The organism is Flavobacterium channae, from assembly GCF_021172165.1.
In the GTDB taxonomy this organism is placed as follows: domain Bacteria; phylum Bacteroidota; class Bacteroidia; order Flavobacteriales; family Flavobacteriaceae; genus Flavobacterium; species Flavobacterium channae.
The window spans coordinates 472,134-488,733 of sequence record NZ_CP089096.1 but is presented as its reverse complement, the minus strand read 5'-3'; the positions used below and the strand labels follow the sequence as shown (position 1 = coordinate 488,733).

General features: G+C 36.1%; 10 protein-coding genes, 2 tRNA genes and 2 rRNA genes. 5 read left to right on the top strand and 9 right to left on the bottom strand.

Annotated features, from left to right (window positions below):
* Positions 1-74 precede the first annotated feature (74 nt).
* From LOS89_RS01980 to LOS89_RS01960, 5 genes are all read right to left on the bottom strand, one after another.
* A 23S ribosomal RNA gene (locus tag LOS89_RS01980) occupies positions 75-2,953 on the bottom strand.
* Between the two features lie 168 nt (positions 2,954-3,121).
* Positions 3,122-3,195: transfer RNA gene (locus LOS89_RS01975), tRNA-Ala, on the bottom strand.
* A 93-nt stretch (positions 3,196-3,288) separates the two neighbouring features.
* A tRNA-Ile gene (locus LOS89_RS01970) sits at positions 3,289-3,362 on the bottom strand.
* Between the two features lie 91 nt (positions 3,363-3,453).
* A 16S ribosomal RNA gene (locus tag LOS89_RS01965) occupies positions 3,454-4,967 on the bottom strand.
* Together the 16S and 23S rRNA genes with 2 tRNA genes alongside form the textbook arrangement of a ribosomal RNA operon.
* 655 nt (positions 4,968-5,622) lie before the next feature.
* Positions 5,623-6,855: an ABC transporter permease gene (locus LOS89_RS01960; RefSeq protein ID WP_231837027.1), complete on the bottom strand. Its 1,233-nt coding sequence runs from the start codon at positions 6,853-6,855 to the stop codon at positions 5,623-5,625.
* Positions 6,856-6,862: 7 nt separating this feature from the next.
* On the opposite strand from LOS89_RS01960, the gene LOS89_RS01955 reads away from it, so the two are divergent.
* Positions 6,863-8,113, top strand: coding sequence for an exo-beta-N-acetylmuramidase NamZ family protein (locus LOS89_RS01955; RefSeq protein WP_231836052.1), 1,251 nt, complete (start codon positions 6,863-6,865; stop codon positions 8,111-8,113).
* A gap of 17 nt (positions 8,114-8,130) precedes the next feature.
* Positions 8,131-8,703, top strand: coding sequence for a hypothetical protein (locus LOS89_RS01950; protein ID WP_231836051.1), 573 nt, complete (start codon positions 8,131-8,133; stop codon positions 8,701-8,703).
* A 73-nt stretch (positions 8,704-8,776) separates the two neighbouring features.
* Here LOS89_RS01950 and LOS89_RS01945 read toward each other — a convergent pair whose 3' ends face one another.
* Positions 8,777-9,274, bottom strand: coding sequence for a YkgJ family cysteine cluster protein (locus LOS89_RS01945; protein ID WP_213242419.1), 498 nt, complete (start codon positions 9,272-9,274; stop codon positions 8,777-8,779).
* An 80-nt stretch (positions 9,275-9,354) separates the two neighbouring features.
* On the opposite strand from LOS89_RS01945, the gene LOS89_RS01940 reads away from it, so the two are divergent.
* Positions 9,355-10,062 (top strand): class I SAM-dependent methyltransferase, encoded by a 708-nt coding sequence (locus LOS89_RS01940; RefSeq protein WP_231836050.1) that lies wholly within the window; start codon positions 9,355-9,357, stop codon positions 10,060-10,062.
* 167 nt (positions 10,063-10,229) lie between these two features.
* Here the strand turns inward: LOS89_RS01940 and LOS89_RS01935 are convergent, their stop codons facing one another.
* Entirely contained in the window at positions 10,230-10,862 is a 633-nt protein-coding gene (locus LOS89_RS01935) for a 7-carboxy-7-deazaguanine synthase QueE (protein WP_231836049.1), read from the bottom strand.
* A gap of 139 nt (positions 10,863-11,001) precedes the next feature.
* Between LOS89_RS01935 and LOS89_RS01930 the strand changes: the two genes are divergently transcribed.
* Both LOS89_RS01930 and LOS89_RS01925 read left to right on the top strand, forming a co-directional pair.
* Complete coding sequence (locus LOS89_RS01930; protein ID WP_231836048.1) at positions 11,002-12,519, top strand: helicase HerA-like domain-containing protein; 1,518 nt, start codon at positions 11,002-11,004, stop codon at positions 12,517-12,519.
* Positions 12,519-12,884: a cupin domain-containing protein gene (locus tag LOS89_RS01925; protein WP_231836047.1), complete on the top strand. Its 366-nt coding sequence runs from the start codon at positions 12,519-12,521 to the stop codon at positions 12,882-12,884. Before LOS89_RS01930 ends, LOS89_RS01925 begins: the two co-directional genes overlap by 1 nt.
* Here the strand turns inward: LOS89_RS01925 and LOS89_RS01920 are convergent.
* Together LOS89_RS01920 and LOS89_RS01915 are read right to left on the bottom strand one after the other, a co-directional pair.
* A complete protein-coding gene (locus LOS89_RS01920; protein WP_231836046.1) occupies positions 12,881-14,101 on the bottom strand; it encodes a hypothetical protein in 1,221 nt (406 codons plus the stop codon). The two genes, LOS89_RS01925 and LOS89_RS01920, sit on opposite strands and share 4 nt — an antisense overlap.
* Positions 14,085-16,592 (bottom strand): DUF2339 domain-containing protein, encoded by a 2,508-nt coding sequence (locus LOS89_RS01915; RefSeq protein ID WP_231836045.1) that lies wholly within the window; start codon positions 16,590-16,592, stop codon positions 14,085-14,087. Before LOS89_RS01915 ends, LOS89_RS01920 begins: the two co-directional genes overlap by 17 nt.
* Between the last annotated feature and the right edge of the window lie 8 nt (positions 16,593-16,600).

Here is a 16,600-nt window from a genome sequence, read left to right as displayed (position 1 = left end):
CATTGAACAATATCTTAACATACTGAGATAAATTAATTTAAAGAAAGTTTCACTCCCCCCGAAGGGGGAGTCTTATACATAAGCTTACGGGTTATTAGTACTACTCGGCTATGACATTACTGCCTTTACACCTATAGCCTATCAACGTGGTCATCTTCCACGACCCTTAAAAGAAATCTCATCTTGTGGTGGGTTTCGCGCTTATATGCTTTCAGCGCTTATCCCTTCCGAACGTAGCTACTCAGCAGTGCCCCTGGCGAGACAACTGATACACTAGAGGTTCGTCCAACTCGGTCCTCTCGTACTAGAGTCAGATCCACTCAAATTTCTAACGCCCACAGTAGATAGAGACCGAACTGTCTCACGACGTTCTGAACCCAGCTCGCGTGCCACTTTAATGGGCGAACAGCCCAACCCTTGGGACCTTCTCCAGCCCCAGGATGTGACGAGCCGACATCGAGGTGCCAAACCCCCCCGTCGATATGAGCTCTTGGGGGAGATCAGCCTGTTATCCCCGGCGTACCTTTTATCCTTTGAGCGATGGCCCTTCCATGCGGAACCACCGGATCACTATGCTCTACTTTCGTACCTGATCGACCTGTATGTCTCTCAGTCAAGCTCCCTTATGCCATTGCACTCTACGCACGGTTACCAAGCGTGCTGAGGGAACCTTTAGAAGCCTCCGTTACTCTTTTGGAGGCGACCACCCCAGTCAAACTACCCACCAAGCAATGTCCCCCGCACTGCGGGGTTAGGCCTCAGACAAGCAAAGGGTGGTATTTCAACAATGACTCCAGAACTCCTAGCGAAGCCCCTTCATAGTCTCCCACCTATCCTACACATCACGTGTCCAAGGTCAATACTAAGCTATAGTAAAGGTGCACAGGGTCTTTTCGTCCCACTGCGGGTAATCGGCATCTTCACCGATACTACAATTTCACCGAGCTCATGGCTGAGACAGTGTCCAGATCGTTACACCATTCGTGCAGGTCGGAACTTACCCGACAAGGAATTTCGCTACCTTAGGACCGTTATAGTTACGGCCGCCGTTTACTGGGGCTTCAATTCAATGCTTCTCCGAAGATAACATCTCCTCTTAACCTTCCAGCACCGGGCAGGTGTCAGGCCCTATACTTCATCTTACGATTTTGCAGAGCCCTGTGTTTTTGATAAACAGTCGCCTGGACCTCTTCACTGCGGCCAGCTTGCGCTGGCGACCTTTCTCCCGAAGTTACAGGTCTATTTTGCCTAATTCCTTAGCCATGAATCTCTCGAGCACCTTAGGATTCTCTCCTCAACTACCTGTGTCGGTTTACGGTACGGGTACTTATAATCTAAGTTTAGAAGATTTTCTTGGCAGCCTTTAGGTACACTATCTCGTTGTCCGAAGACTCTGAGTACTATCGCATTTCACCAGTCCCAGCGGATTTGCCTACCGGGCCTATAGCTAAGTGCTTTAACGAACTATTCCGTCAGTTCGCGGTACTTTCACCACTGCGTCTCTCCATCACAATTATAAGTAGTACGGGAATATTAACCCGTTGGCCATCGACTGTCCCTTTCGGGTTCGCCTTAGGACCCGACTAACCCGCAGCTGATTAGCATAGCTGCGGAAACCTTAGTTTTTCGGTGTGCGGGTTTCTCGCCCGCATTATCGTTACTTATGCCTACATTTTCTTTTCTAAACAGTCCAGCATGACTCACATCACACCTTCGACCCAGTTTAGAATGCTCCCCTACCACTTGTATTACTACAAATCCATAGCTTCGGTAGTATGCTTATGCCCGATTATTATCCATGCTCGTCCGCTCGACTAGTGAGCTGTTACGCACTCTTTAAATGAATGGCTGCTTCCAAGCCAACATCCTAGCTGTCTGGGCAGACAAACCTCGTTTTTTCAACTTAGCATACATTTGGGGACCTTAGCTGATGGTCTGGGTTCTTTCCCTCTCGGACATGGACCTTAGCACCCATGCCCTCACTGCTGGTAAACATTATATAGCATTCGGAGTTTGTCAGGAATTGGTAGGCGGTGAAGCCCCCGCATCCAATCAGTAGCTCTACCTCTATATAACTTATACCCAGCGCTGCACCTAAATGCATTTCGGGGAGTACGAGCTATTTCCGAGTTTGATTGGCCTTTCACCCCTACCCACAGGTCATCCGAAGACTTTTCAACGTCAACCGGTTCGGACCTCCACTATGTGTTACCACAGCTTCATCCTGCCCATGGGTAGATCACACGGTTTCGCGTCTACCATTACTGACTAAAGCGCCCTATTCAGACTCGCTTTCGCTACGGATCCACACCTGAAGTGCTTATCCTTGCCAGCAACGGTAACTCGTAGGCTCATTATGCAAAAGGCACGCCGTCACCCCACGAAAGGGCTCCGACCGCTTGTAAGCGTATGGTTTCAGGATCTATTTCACTCCGTTATTCACGGTTCTTTTCACCTTTCCCTCACGGTACTGGTTCACTATCGGTCTCTCAGGAGTATTTAGCCTTAGCGGATGGTCCCGCCAAATTCACACAGGGTTTCACGTGCCCCGCGCTACTCAGGATACCACTATCTATATCTTCTCTTACCCATACAGGACTATCACCCTCTCTGGTTAACCTTTCCAGGTTATTCCGGTTCAATCCGCATAGAATCTCGTGGTCCTACAACCCCAAAATTGCCGTAACAACTCTGGTTTGGGCTAATCCGCGTTCGCTCGCCACTACTTACGGAATCACTTTTGTTTTCTTCTCCTCCGCCTACTTAGATGTTTCAGTTCAGCGGGTTTGCCCCCATACCTGGGTAATGCATCTTCAATGCATTGGGTTGCCCCATTCGGATATCTACGGATCAATTCGTGTGTGCCAATCCCCGTAGCTTTTCGCAGCTTATCACGTCCTTCATCGCCTCTGAGAGCCTAGGCATCCCCCATACGCCCTTATTTTGCTTATGTGCCGCCTATTTCTATTTTCATAAAAACAGGGCTTTCTTTATAAATACGCGATAAATCGCGCATCTACTGTACTTTCTACTTTTTAAATGTATTTTATCTCAATATGTCAATGAACTTGTGGCGCGTCGCCACTGACAAAAATTATCAGCTTTGACTCTATAGCCGTTGTGGAGAATATCGGAGTCGAACCGATGACCTCCTGCGTGCAAGGCAGGCGCTCTAGCCAGCTGAGCTAATCCCCCGTTGTTTTAGTGTTTTCGTTAACAGTTCTAAGTTAACACTACTTCAAACGGTTACTCAACCTCTAAAATTTCCTTCAAACAAGCTTAAAAAAGTAGTCCCGGGCAGACTCGAACTGCCGACCCCTACATTATCAGTGTAGTACTCTAACCAGCTGAGCTACGAGACTCTGTTTTCTTTGCTTATTCTTATTTTTTAAATTAACAGCGAGAGTAATATCTTCCTTTCAACCAAAACCTTGCGGCTCTAATCTTCTCTAGAAAGGAGGTGTTCCAGCCGCACCTTCCGGTACGGCTACCTTGTTACGACTTAGCCCTAGTTACTAGTTTTACCCTAGGCAGCTCCTTGCGGTCACCGACTTCAGGCACCCCCAGCTTCCATGGCTTGACGGGCGGTGTGTACAAGGCCCGGGAACGTATTCACCGGATCATGGCTGATATCCGATTACTAGCGATTCCAGCTTCACGGAGTCGAGTTGCAGACTCCGATCCGAACTGAGATAGGTTTTGTAGATTCGCTCCTGCTCGCGCAGTGGCTGCTCTCTGTACCTACCATTGTAGCACGTGTGTGGCCCAGGACGTAAGGGCCGTGATGATTTGACGTCATCCCCACCTTCCTCACAGTTTACACTGGCAGTCTCGTTAGAGTTCCCGACATGACTCGCTGGCAACTAACGACAGGGGTTGCGCTCGTTATAGGACTTAACCTGACACCTCACGGCACGAGCTGACGACAACCATGCAGCACCTTGTAAATTGTCCGAAGAAAAAACTGTTTCCAGTCCTGTCAATCTACATTTAAGCCCTGGTAAGGTTCCTCGCGTATCATCGAATTAAACCACATGCTCCACCGCTTGTGCGGGCCCCCGTCAATTCCTTTGAGTTTCACACTTGCGTGCGTACTCCCCAGGTGGGATACTTATCACTTTCGCTTAGCCACTCAACTTGCGCCGAACAGCTAGTATCCATCGTTTACGGCGTGGACTACCAGGGTATCTAATCCTGTTCGCTCCCCACGCTTTCGTCCATCAGCGTCAATCACTTAGTAGTAACCTGCCTTCGCAATTGGTATTCCATGTAATATCTAAGCATTTCACCGCTACACTACATATTCTAGTTACTTCCTAAGCATTCAAGTCCTACAGTATCAATGGCAGTTCCATCGTTGAGCGATGGGCTTTCACCACTGACTTATAAGACCGCCTACGGACCCTTTAAACCCAATGATTCCGGATAACGCTTGGATCCTCCGTATTACCGCGGCTGCTGGCACGGAGTTAGCCGATCCTTATTCCTACAGTACCGTCAAGCTCCCACACGTGGGAGGGTTTCTTCCTGTATAAAAGCAGTTTACAATCCATAGGACCGTCTTCCTGCACGCGGCATGGCTGGTTCAGTCTTGCGACCATTGACCAATATTCCTCACTGCTGCCTCCCGTAGGAGTCTGGTCCGTGTCTCAGTACCAGTGTGGGGGATCTCCCTCTCAGGACCCCTACCCATCATCGTCTTGGTAAGCCGTTACCTTACCAACTAACTAATGGGACGCATGCTCATCTTGTACCGTTGGAACTTTAATTACAAAACGATGCCGTTTCGTAATACTATGGGACATTAATCCAAATTTCTCTGGGCTATTCCCCTGTACAAGGTAGATTGCATACGCGTTACGCACCCGTGCGCCGGTCTCAAACACCGAAGTGTTCTACCCCTCGACTTGCATGTGTTAGGCCTGCCGCTAGCGTTCATCCTGAGCCAGGATCAAACTCTTCATCGTATATTGTTTGATAGATTACTCTATCTTGTTTTATTCGATTCAAGTCGCTAGGTTGTTTTCAATTTACTCGAAAAATCTTACTCTCTCTTATTTTCAAAATTACATCACTGTAATTTTGTGCTGTCAATTCAATATGTCTATGAACGTGTCATTCTTTTTTTTAATCTCGCCTCTCATTCGATTAGCGGGTGCAAAAGTACAACTCTTTTTTAATCTGGCAAGCTTTTTTGAAAAAATTTTTTGATTATTTTTTCATGACCACTTTTCCACTATTTTTAAGAACCTGCACTCCCCAATTCTTTCGTTTCGGGTCGGCAAAGATACTACCTATACTTTCTATTATCCAAATCTTTTTTCAACTTTTTTTAAAGTTTTTTTGACTCGGTCAATTTCTCAGTTTGTGTATGAACTTCTGCTTTAATGCGGGTGCAAAAGTAGAAATCTTTTTCATAACCACAAGCCTTTTACCAAACTTTTTTTGTCTTTTTTTTACTTCTTTTCTTAACTCGCTGATAACAAGAACTTAATACAGGAAAGTTTTTTTCTTAAAAAATGGCATAAAAAAATAACCACCCTAAATATTATAGAATGGTTATAAGGTTTTATTCACTAAATAAGAGAAAAGCTATTGTTTTGGACTTTTAGAAAAAACAAATTAATCGAAACGAATTGCTTTTACAGGTGAAATTTTAGTGATTATATAGGATGGAATTAATAAAACTAATAAACAAACAGCAACTGTTCCTACATTTAAAAGTAATATATGTAGCAAATTAATACTAACTGGAGCTTCGTTTACATAATAATTTTCAGGATTAAGTTTTATTACACCAAATATTTTTTGAATAAACAATAATGAAAGTGCTATTGCATTACCCCAAAATAATCCTCGAGCTATTAAATAAAAAGCATTGTAAAGAAAAATTTTTCTAACATTCCAATTATTCGCTCCCATCGCCTTTAAGATTCCTATCATTTGAGTTCTTTCTAAAATAAGAACTAACAATGCTACAACCATATTTATAGTAGCAACAATTATCATTACAATTAATATGACCAAAATATTAAAATCGAAAAGTTTTAACCATTCGAAAATACTATAATACTTATCTTCTATAGTTATACTATTATATGTAGGGGGAATTTCGCTGTACACTTCCTCTCCTTTTTCTTTGATTTTTGTAAAGTCGTCTACAAAAACCTCGAATGCTCCAACTTCTGTTGGTTGCCATTTATTGATAAGTTGAATATGTCGAATATCTCCTATTATATAGGTAGCATCAAATTCTTGAAAACCCGAATTGAATATTCCAGTGATTAGAAAGTTTCTTTTGTTAGGCATTTTCCCATTCTCCTTCATAAAGAACGCCAAAAATTTATCGCCAACTTTTAATTCTAATCGTTTTGCTAAATATTCCGAAATCAAAACCTCGGTATTTAATTCGGATTTTAAATTTGGGATTTTCCCTTCGACCAAATATTCTTCCAAATTGGAGAAATTATAATCTTTTCCTACTCCTTTATATATAATACCTTCAAAAGCTTTTTCTGTACGAATGATTCCTGCCTTACTTGCTACCGCTTGTACATGACTTATCCCTGAAACATTTTTAAATTTTGGATAAAAACTTTGATTGATAGAAATAGGTTCTGAAGTAACCTGAGATTGGTTATCATCAAAATTTGAAATAATTATATGTCCGTTGAATGCCGAAACTTTCTCTCTAATCTTATCTTGCAACCCTACACCAGTTGCTACAGCCATTATCATCATTATAATTCCGATAGCTATAGCAGTAATCGCAATTTTTATAATTGGTGAAGAAATACTACTTTTATAACTTTTAGCAGCAATTAGTCTTTTGGCTATGAAATATTCTAAATTCAAGGTTTTTATGACATCTAAATTATTCTTCAAAAGTACATTTTTATTTTTTTCTTTACTAATCGTTTCGTGCGGAAGTAGTAAAAAGGCAATAGCATCTAAAAAAGTAACTACCGATAATGTAACTTTGAATGTAATTCCTACTGATGCTACTTTTAAAACTGGAGCCGAAAATTTTGAAAGTTATTTACCATTATTAAAAGATAAACGTGTTGGAATTGTTACAAATCAAACGGGAATTCTTTCAAAGGAAAAACATTTGGTTGACTTCCTAATAGAGCAAAATATTAATCTTCAAAAAATATATGCTCCTGAACATGGTTTTAGAGGAACGGCTGATGCTGGCGAATTAATCGTAGACGGAAAAGACACCAAAACAAATTTGCCGATTATTTCCCTTTACGGAAACAACAAAAAGCCAAAACCTGAACAATTAGAAGGAATAGATATTTTGGTTTTTGATTTGCAAGATGTAGGAGCGCGATTTTACACCTATATATCTTCTTTACATTATGTGATGGAAGCTTGTGCTGAAAACAATATTCCACTTTTGGTTTTAGACCGACCAAATCCGAATGGAACTATTATTGATGGACCAATTTTAGAAAAGGAACACAAAAGTTTTGTAGGAATGCATGAAATTCCGGTTTTGCATGGCATGACAATTGGTGAATATGCTAAAATGATTAATGGCGAAAATTGGTTAAATCCTTCGACAAGCTCAGGACAAGCTTTGCAATGTGATTTGAAAATAGCGCCTTGTTTGAATTACTCGCATGATATGAAATATAGTTTACCTATAAAACCATCACCAAACTTACCAAACGATCAATCGATAAATTTATATGCGAGTTTGTGCTTTTTTGAAGGTACAAATGTAAGTTTAGGTCGTGGAACAGAAAAGCAATTCCAAATTTACGGTTCACCCTTTTTACCCGAAAGTGAATTTGATTTTAGTTTTACACCAAAACCAAACTTTGGTGCAAAAGATCCAGTTCATAATGGAAAAGTATGTTTTGGAGAAGATTTAACTGAAATCAGAAAAGTTCACCGATTGGAATTAAAATGGTTATTGAAAGCTTACGAAAACACGTCAGACAAAACCATTTTCTTCAATGATTTCTTTACCAAATTAGCCGGAACCAAAAAACTCCGCGAACAAATTGAAGGCGGAATGACCGAAAAAGAAATTAGAAAAACCTGGCAAGAAGGTTTAGAACAGTTTAAAAAAGTTAGAGCGAAGTATTTGATTTATGAGTAAAAGAAAATAGAGAAAAGATGAAAGAGAAAAGACTACTAATTTTACTTCTATTAATATCTTTAGGGTGTTCAAAAGAAAACAGAACAATTTCTATTAATAATTGGAATAATCAAATAGTTAGTCAATTGAATAAAACTGATTCTTCAATCTATAAACAAGAAGAATTAAAGAATAATATTGATTTTCTTTTAGAATTCAGAAAAGATATTATTAAAGAGATAGACAAATTAAAATCTAAAGAAAAGTTTTCTGAATTTGTTTTTTACGAAAATTATAATTGTGAGTTTAATCCAAAAGACACTTTACAAACCGATATACCATTTACCAAAAACAAGTTTTATTATAACATATTAATTGTTTCTAATAACGAAAATTATTTATACGAATTGAAAGGGTTTTCAGAAGGTAAAAACTTTAATATTATTAAAACCTATATCTATAATAAAGAAGACTATATTCAATTTTTAGACCTTGAAAATATTGGAATTAAAAAGACAAAATATCTTTTGAATGATTTTTCCGTTACTTCAAAAATTACTTGTAATGGAAATGATTTAAAAACAGAAGTTATCTCAACAAGATTAAACTAAGCTTTTGAGATTCCTAGCGGAATGACAAGATTGCGAATAAAACTGAACACTTTCAACTGAACACTGACCACTTTTAAAGCGGCAACTTCTCCTTCATTTTCTCCACAATATTATAAGCGGCTGGACAAATAGCAACGTTCTTCAACGTTAAATCAGAGATTTGTTGGAATTTCTTTCTATCTGTGTGTGGAAATTCACGGCAGGCTTTTGGGCGAACATCGTAGATGAAACATTTGTTGTCGCTATCTAAAAACGTGCACGGAACACTTTTCAACACATAATCATTATCTTCATCAATACGAAGATATTGATCAATAAATTGCTGTGGCTTTTGTCTGAAACTTTTCGAAATTCGTTCAATATCGGCCGAAGTAAATAACGGCCCAGTTGTTTTGCAACAATTGGCACACTCTAAACAATCCGTTTTTTTAAATTCGGCATCGTGTAAATCTTGCATTACATAATCCAAATTCTTTGGTGTTTTCTTTTTTAGCTTGTCAAAATACTTTTTGGTTTCGTTATGCGTATCTTTGGCAAGTTTTCCGAGTTCGTTTAAATTTGGCTTTAGCATTTTATGAATTTTCTACTGCAAAGTTACGATTTTGAATTCCGAATTTAGAATAACGAATGTTGAATTTTGAAATATAAAGCATGAAAGACCTTTTCGGAAAAGCCATTTTAGATTACCAAACAAATAACTCTCCAGAAGATTTAATTACAGAAACTTCTATTTCAGAAGCGGATGAAATGAGCGTTGCTTATTTGTTTCGCGATTTTAAAGAAATGCCAAAATTGGAAAAAAAAGCATTACAATTAGCCAAAGGAAAAGTATTAGACGTTGGATGTGGCGCGGGAAGTCACGCTTTGTATTTGCAAGAAAAAGGTTTTGAAATTACTGCAATAGATATTTCGGAAAACGCGATCAAAGCTTGTAAATTAAGAGGTTTGAAAAATTGTAAAGTTTCAGATGTTTTGGATTTGGACGCTTCAGAAAAATTTGACACCATTCTACTTTTAATGAATGGAACTGGAATTTTTGGCAAAATGAATCAGATTTCGAAGTTTTTACAAAAAATAAAATCGTTATTAAACGAAGGTGGCCAAATTTTAATTGATAGTTCGGACTTGATTTATATGTATGATCAAGACGAAGATGGTGCTTACGAAGTTCCAGCGAATGGTTATTATGGTGAATTAACGTTTACCATTCAATATAAAGGAGAAACCGAAGATACTTTTGATTGGTTGTATTTAGATTACAACACCTTGCAAAATGCAGCATTTGCAAACGGTTTAGAATGCGAGTTGGTTATAGAAGGCAACCATTTTGATTACTTAGCGAAGCTTAGTAATCTTTAATTATAAACACATAGACACATAAGATTTTCTTTATGTAGAAAAGGCGTTTCACTTTACATAGCATTCAATAGAGAAACTTAAAACAGAAACACAGATTCAAAAAATTTTAAAGATTAATCTAATTTCTTAAATCTGTGTTCCGAAAAAAAATGAATTTGAGATTTCCGTTATGGGATATTCAAATATTTATGTGTTTGTAATGATACTCGCCATTTTGGATTATTCATAACGTAATCAACAATCAAAGGCGTCATTTCTTCTTTTTTGCTCCATTCTGGTTGTAAGAATAAAATCGCGTTTGGATTTACTTTAGCTGCTTGCTCTTCTGCAAAAATAAAATCGTGTTTGTTGTAGATGATAACTTTTAATTCGTGAGCCATATCGTAAGCGCTTTGAACTGGTAATTTATTTTTCTTTGGCGACAAACAAAACCAATCCCAAGTTCCGGTTACTTCATAAGCACCCGATGTTTCGATATGAACTTTTAAATTTTGCTCTTTTAATTTTGAAGTAAGCAATTTCATATCCCAAGTTAAAGGCTCTCCACCAGTAACTACAACTGTATCGGCATATTTTTTTGCATTGGCAACAATAATATCAGTATTTGTTGGCGGATGCAATTCTGCATTCCAACTTTCTTTTACATCACACCAATGGCAACCTACGTCGCAACCACCAATTCTTATAAAATAAGCAGCCGTTCCAGTATGATAACCTTCACCTTGAATGGTATAAAACTCCTCCATTAAAGGTAACATTTCACCTTTTTCAACTGCCAATTGTATTTCTTTCTTTAACATTTCAAATAAAAATAGTGGGCAAAGATACAACTTGGAAGTTAGAATTTAGAAATAAGAAGTCAGAAATTATTTTTCTACTTTGACTTACTCTTGAAATTTCCTTCAATTTTAATTACATTTGAAATTAAAATACATAAAAATGAGCAATACTGAAGATTTTAGCAAACATATAAACGAAGGATATACTTGTAAAGGAGAATTTATAACACTAGGAGGTGGGATTTTAGATGGTGAAGCAATTCCAAATACGCATGTAAACATTCCTTTAAAAACTTTAAACCGTCATGGATTAATTGCTGGAGCAACTGGAACAGGAAAAACCAAAACCATTCAAGTGCTTTCGGAACAGTTGTCGCAAAATGGAATTCCTGTTTTGATGATGGATATTAAAGGAGATTTTTCTGGGATTGCAACTCCAGGAGAAGAAAAATCATTTATTACAGAACGTCATGCTAAAATTTCAATTCCATACGAAACAAAGGGCTTCCCTGTTGAATTAATGACGATTTCTGAACAAAACGGTGTTCGACTACGCGCAACTGTTTCAGAATTTGGACCTGTTTTATTTTCAAGAATTTTAGATTTGAACGACACGCAATCAGGAGTTGTCTCGGTAATTTTTAAATATTGCGACGATCATAGTTTACCATTATTGGATTTAAAAGATTTCAAAAAAGTATTGCAATACGCAACAGAAGAAGGAAAATCAGAATTTGAAGCCGAATACGGAAGAATTTCTACAAGTTCAACTGGTTCTATATTAAGAAAGATTATCGAATTAGAACAGCAAGGTGCTGCCTTATTTTTTGGTGAAAAATCATTTGATATTCAAGATTTAATGCGAATTGACGAAAACGGAAACGGTTACGTTAATATCATGCGATTAACGGATATTCAAGATAAACCGAAATTATTCTCGACTTTTATGTTGAGTTTATTAGCCGAAATCTACAACACTATGCCAGAGCAAGGTGATGCTGGCCGACCAGAATTGGTTATTTTCATTGACGAAGCGCATTTGATTTTTGATGAAGCAAGTAAAGCGTTACTAAATCAAATTGAAACGATTGTGAAATTAATCCGTTCGAAAGGAATTGGAGTTTATTTCATTACGCAAAACCCAATGGATGTTCCAACTGGTGTTTTGGCGCAATTGGGTTTAAAAATTCAACATGCTTTAAGAGCTTTTACTGCAAATGATAGAAAAGCAATAAAAATGACAGCGGAAAACTATCCAGAAACTAAATTTTACAAAACTGACGAAGTGTTAACGGCTTTAGGAATTGGAGAAGCTTTTGTAACTGCATTAAGCGAAAAAGGAACACCAACACCTTTAGTTGCAACTATGATGCGTGCACCAATGAGTAGAATGGATGTTTTAACAGAAGCCGAAATTGAAGCGAGTATTGCAAAATCGAAATTGGCTAAGAAATACAATGAAGTTGTTGACAGAGAAAGTGCTTACGAATTATTGAACAAAAAAATTGCTGAAGCACAAGAAGTAGCTGCCGAACAAGAAGTTGAAAAACCAACCAGAAAAACAAAACAAGAACCAAGTACAGCAGAAGTTATTGGTAAATCAGTTACTAAAGTAGTTACAAGTGCAAGTTTTATTCGTGGTGCTTTTGGTTTGCTAATGAAAATGTTTAAGAAATAATGAAAAAATATTTTATACAAAAATCGCCATTCGTAGTTCCAACAACCGATGGCAAATTAATAGAAGAACACCACGGATTAGCAACTACAAGTAATTCAGAAATTTCAATTGCACATATGATTGCGCCTCCTGGATGGAGCGAACCTTTTCAAACACCTGAATTTGATGAATACACGTATATCATTAAAGGGAAAAAACAATTTACCATTGAAGACGAAGTGGTGATTTTAGAAACAGGCCAATCGATAAAAATAGAAAGAAATACAAGAGTTCAATATTCAAATCCTTTTGATGAACCTTGCGAATATATTGCGATTTGTACACCAGCTTTTGATTTTAATAAAGTTCATAGAGAAGAAAATTAATTTTTCTTCTCTACATCTTTTAATAAACCTAAAGCAAAATATCCGATAATAATTCCTGCTATAACAATTGCCGTCCACAAAAACCATTGTGTTTGCCAAAAAGGTTTTGGTTTTTCTTGTTTAGAAACAGTTTCAATTGGTTTAAAATTATCAATTGCAATCACATCTAACATTTCATCCGAATTTGGAATAAAATTCACGATATCATAATTCGGTTTTGTAAAGTCTTTAGAAACTATTATTTCATAATTTTCGCCTTCATTTAAATTAGCTAACACATATTTTGGCGTTTGAAATAACTGTATTTTTTCAATTTCTAAAGTTGGATTGTCTTGATTGTCAATTTCAATTATAAACTCTTTTTCAAAAAACTCTGGAAAGGCAAAACTTGCATTCATTTTTGAATTTAGCACAAAAGTGAAAATTTCGTCTTGATACTTTTCGGTTTTATTCTTTATTTTTCTTTCTCTATTTACCAAAATTCGAGCGGTTCTAAAATACATGTCAGAACGTATATCGAAATCCAACCTTGAAATTAATTGCGGCTTTTCAAAAGAAACCAAAATCACTGATTTTTTTCTTGAATTATCTACGATTGCCTTTTGAACAAAATCTGTTAATTCTAATTGCTCAACGTAATTTATTTTAGATTGATAAACTCCAAAATCTTTGCATTCTATTGGCAAACTAATTTTATCATTAAAATCCAATTTCAGAAACTTGTAATTGTTTAATGGTAATACAATCGATTTTTCTACATGTTGCAATTTCGTATCTTCTAAATTCGACAACAAATGATTCTGAACCAATCCAAACCATTCTTTTCCGTCATTACTTCCAGAAATGTTTACCGATTTTGAAACCGAAGAATTAGAAATCACAACAAACAATTCGTTCAATTGTATTTGTTTCTCATTTGAAATTACAAATGATGTTAACGAATCGGTTTTTGTTTTTGAAGCTATTGGAAAACTTAAAAAAGATTTCTTTGTAGTTTCTGGTTTTGAATATACCGCATATGGAACTTCTTTTTTACTTTTTGTTTCATTAATTCTAATAAAATCAACATTGTTTTCTGCTTCTGAAATCACTTGTGGCGATAACAAAACCAATTGCAAACCTGTTTTTTGTACATTCTTGATTTCGCCAATTTTAGCTTCTTGGCCAAACAAAATTTGTATCAAAAAAAGACATACTATACTAATTACTCTCTTCATTTGAACTAACATTTTGAGTTTCATCTACCACTAATTTCTTGATTTTTTGATATACAAATGAGATTATCAAAATAAGCACTCCTAATAATATGAAGGCAATTATTTTTCCAGTTTCTGAAACGTTATTAATATCGTATGCAAACAATTTCAAAATGGTTAATCCTAATAACGAAAGTGCGATAATTCGCAATTGTTTCCATTGTCTTTTTATACCATAAATCAACAAAGCAAACGATAAAATTCCCCATAAAATTGGATAACCAATCTTAACTACTTGAGTTTTTATTATGTCTAATTTTCCTTGAACAACATATTCGTCCAAATAAAATGTTTCCATTGGTAAATTTGATCCTTTATAATCCTCATCAATTTGTTTTAGAATTATAGCTCTGTCAACACTAAATAAATGATGAACTATTAATTCGTTACTTAAAATGTAAACTCCACAAAAAACCAATAACCAAATCGCTATTTTAGATTTCAAAAATGCAACATGCGTTTTATCTAAAATTTGATTAGCTAAAATTACTATGTAATAAATTAAACATCCCAAAATAATGTAATGCAAATTGAAAGCTATTGATGAATTCCAATTTTTGGTTATATTCCAAAGAACTTCTTTTGATGGAATATTGTACCACCAAACAACATATAATACTATGTTTGCCATTGCTAAAACGGTTGCAATTTTTTGAAGTAATTCTTCTTTCGATTTCAATCCTAAGAAAATGAAAACGGTACTGAAAATAAAATGATAGCAAACCGATAGCGAAAAAGCGGTTGACTCGTTTTCAAAATTTTGACCGGCTTGATGTATGATTTCAAGAATTCCAACAAAATATCCTATAATTAATGCAATCCATAAAATCCCATTGCGATACATTACAGGATCAAATTCGAATTTAAAAATAGTTGCTACTTCGTTTTCTTTCTTAAACAAGAAGTATGTTCCAATTAAAGAAGCTAACACTACAATTCCGGTGATGAATATCGGATTTATTAAAATAGACAATTCTGTATTTGAAAAGCGATATTGTTTTTCCCAATCAATAATTAAACTAATAATAGCCAAAAACTGAACTAACATGGCACTTAGTTTAAACAAACTAATTTTAGATTTTTGGGATAACCAAAATAACAACACCGCTTCAATTGCCCAGAACAATGTAATTTGATTGCCTTCAAACTGAATTGGAATAGTTAACGTTAAAAATGTCAGAACCAAACCAATTAACAAATACACTGCATTTTTGTCCAATCCGAATTTCTTAAACAAAATGGCAACGTAAATAAGGTTGTAAACAGCTAATGAAAGTGTAAATAATCCTTTATAATTGATTCCCCAATTATGTAAAATTCCCATTCCTATTCCAAAATAAAGGAATGTATTGGCTACAACTATGAAATAATCTATCGTTGAAAATTCGCCTTTTCGTCTTACATTATTTAAAACAGCAACAATACTGAAGATAAAATAAAACAAGGTTGCAAATACTAAAGCGCCTTGATGTGGTAATTTATCCGCATACAATTCTTTATTGTACCAAGAAAATAATAACAGGTTTGTAAACACAAAAGATAGTATTGTTACGATATTCCATTTTTTGAAATAAGCAATTCCAAGTATTCCAATATTTAAAATAGCGATGTATGTAAACAGCACAACGTAATTTCCTTCACCTGTACTTACCATAAACGGAACTGCAAAACCTCCAATTGATGATAAAACTGCCAATTCTTGTCGATTATAAACTACCGAAACAAAAGTGCTAAAAGCAGTAATTACAACCATTATTGCAAATGCAACTGTTTGAGAAAACAAATGATAATCGTGAAAAGCAATTGCAATTGTAAAATAGAATATACTTATTGCTCCAGCAACCATTACCGAACTAAACGCTTGGTAGTTTTTCTTTAATTTGTGAGCTACACCCATAACCAAAGAACCTGCTAAAATTCCAATTCCAACACGAGCTGTTTCGTTTATCCAATCTTTATCAATTGCATATTTTACAAAGAAACTAATCCCTAAAACCAAAATTAAAATACCGATTTTATTGATTAAGTTTTCACCTATAAACTTCTCTAAATCTGGATTGTTTTCTTTAAATGTTTCAAACCATGATTTTTCAGGTTCTCTTGGAAGAACTGGTTCAATTTTTTCTACTTGTGGAATTATTTCTTCTCTTATCTCCTCTTTAACCGATTCTACAACAGGAACAATTTCAGGAGCTTTCTCAATAACCTCAATAGGTTTTTCAACTACTTTTTCTTCTATTACAGGTTCAACAACAGAAACTGTTTCTTTTTGAATTTCAGTTGTAATCTTAGGCGTTTCTTGAATTGTTTTCGAATACAATTCATCTCGTAAATCATTTATTTTTTCGTGAAGACTATAAACGGTTTCTTGAAGATTTTGAAACTTTGAATTGATACTTGTTAGAATAACAATAACAATTATTAAAATGGCAATTAGAAGAATAGTTTCCATAAGAGCGA

Coding starts and splice junctions, on each gene's coding strand:
- LOS89_RS01955 (WP_231836052.1), top strand. CDS start 6,863: ATGACATCTAAATTATTCTTCAAAAGTACATTTTTATTTTTTTCTTTA.
- LOS89_RS01950 (WP_231836051.1), top strand. CDS start 8,131: ATGAAAGAGAAAAGACTACTAATTTTACTTCTATTAATATCTTTAGGG.
- LOS89_RS01945 (WP_213242419.1), bottom strand. CDS start 9,274: ATGCTAAAGCCAAATTTAAACGAACTCGGAAAACTTGCCAAAGATACG.
- LOS89_RS01940 (WP_231836050.1), top strand. CDS start 9,355: ATGAAAGACCTTTTCGGAAAAGCCATTTTAGATTACCAAACAAATAAC.
- LOS89_RS01935 (WP_231836049.1), bottom strand. CDS start 10,862: ATGTTAAAGAAAGAAATACAATTGGCAGTTGAAAAAGGTGAAATGTTA.
- LOS89_RS01930 (WP_231836048.1), top strand. CDS start 11,002: ATGAGCAATACTGAAGATTTTAGCAAACATATAAACGAAGGATATACT.
- LOS89_RS01925 (WP_231836047.1), top strand. CDS start 12,519: ATGAAAAAATATTTTATACAAAAATCGCCATTCGTAGTTCCAACAACC.
- LOS89_RS01920 (WP_231836046.1), bottom strand. CDS start 14,101: ATGAAGAGAGTAATTAGTATAGTATGTCTTTTTTTGATACAAATTTTG.
- LOS89_RS01915 (WP_231836045.1), bottom strand. CDS start 16,592: ATGGAAACTATTCTTCTAATTGCCATTTTAATAATTGTTATTGTTATT.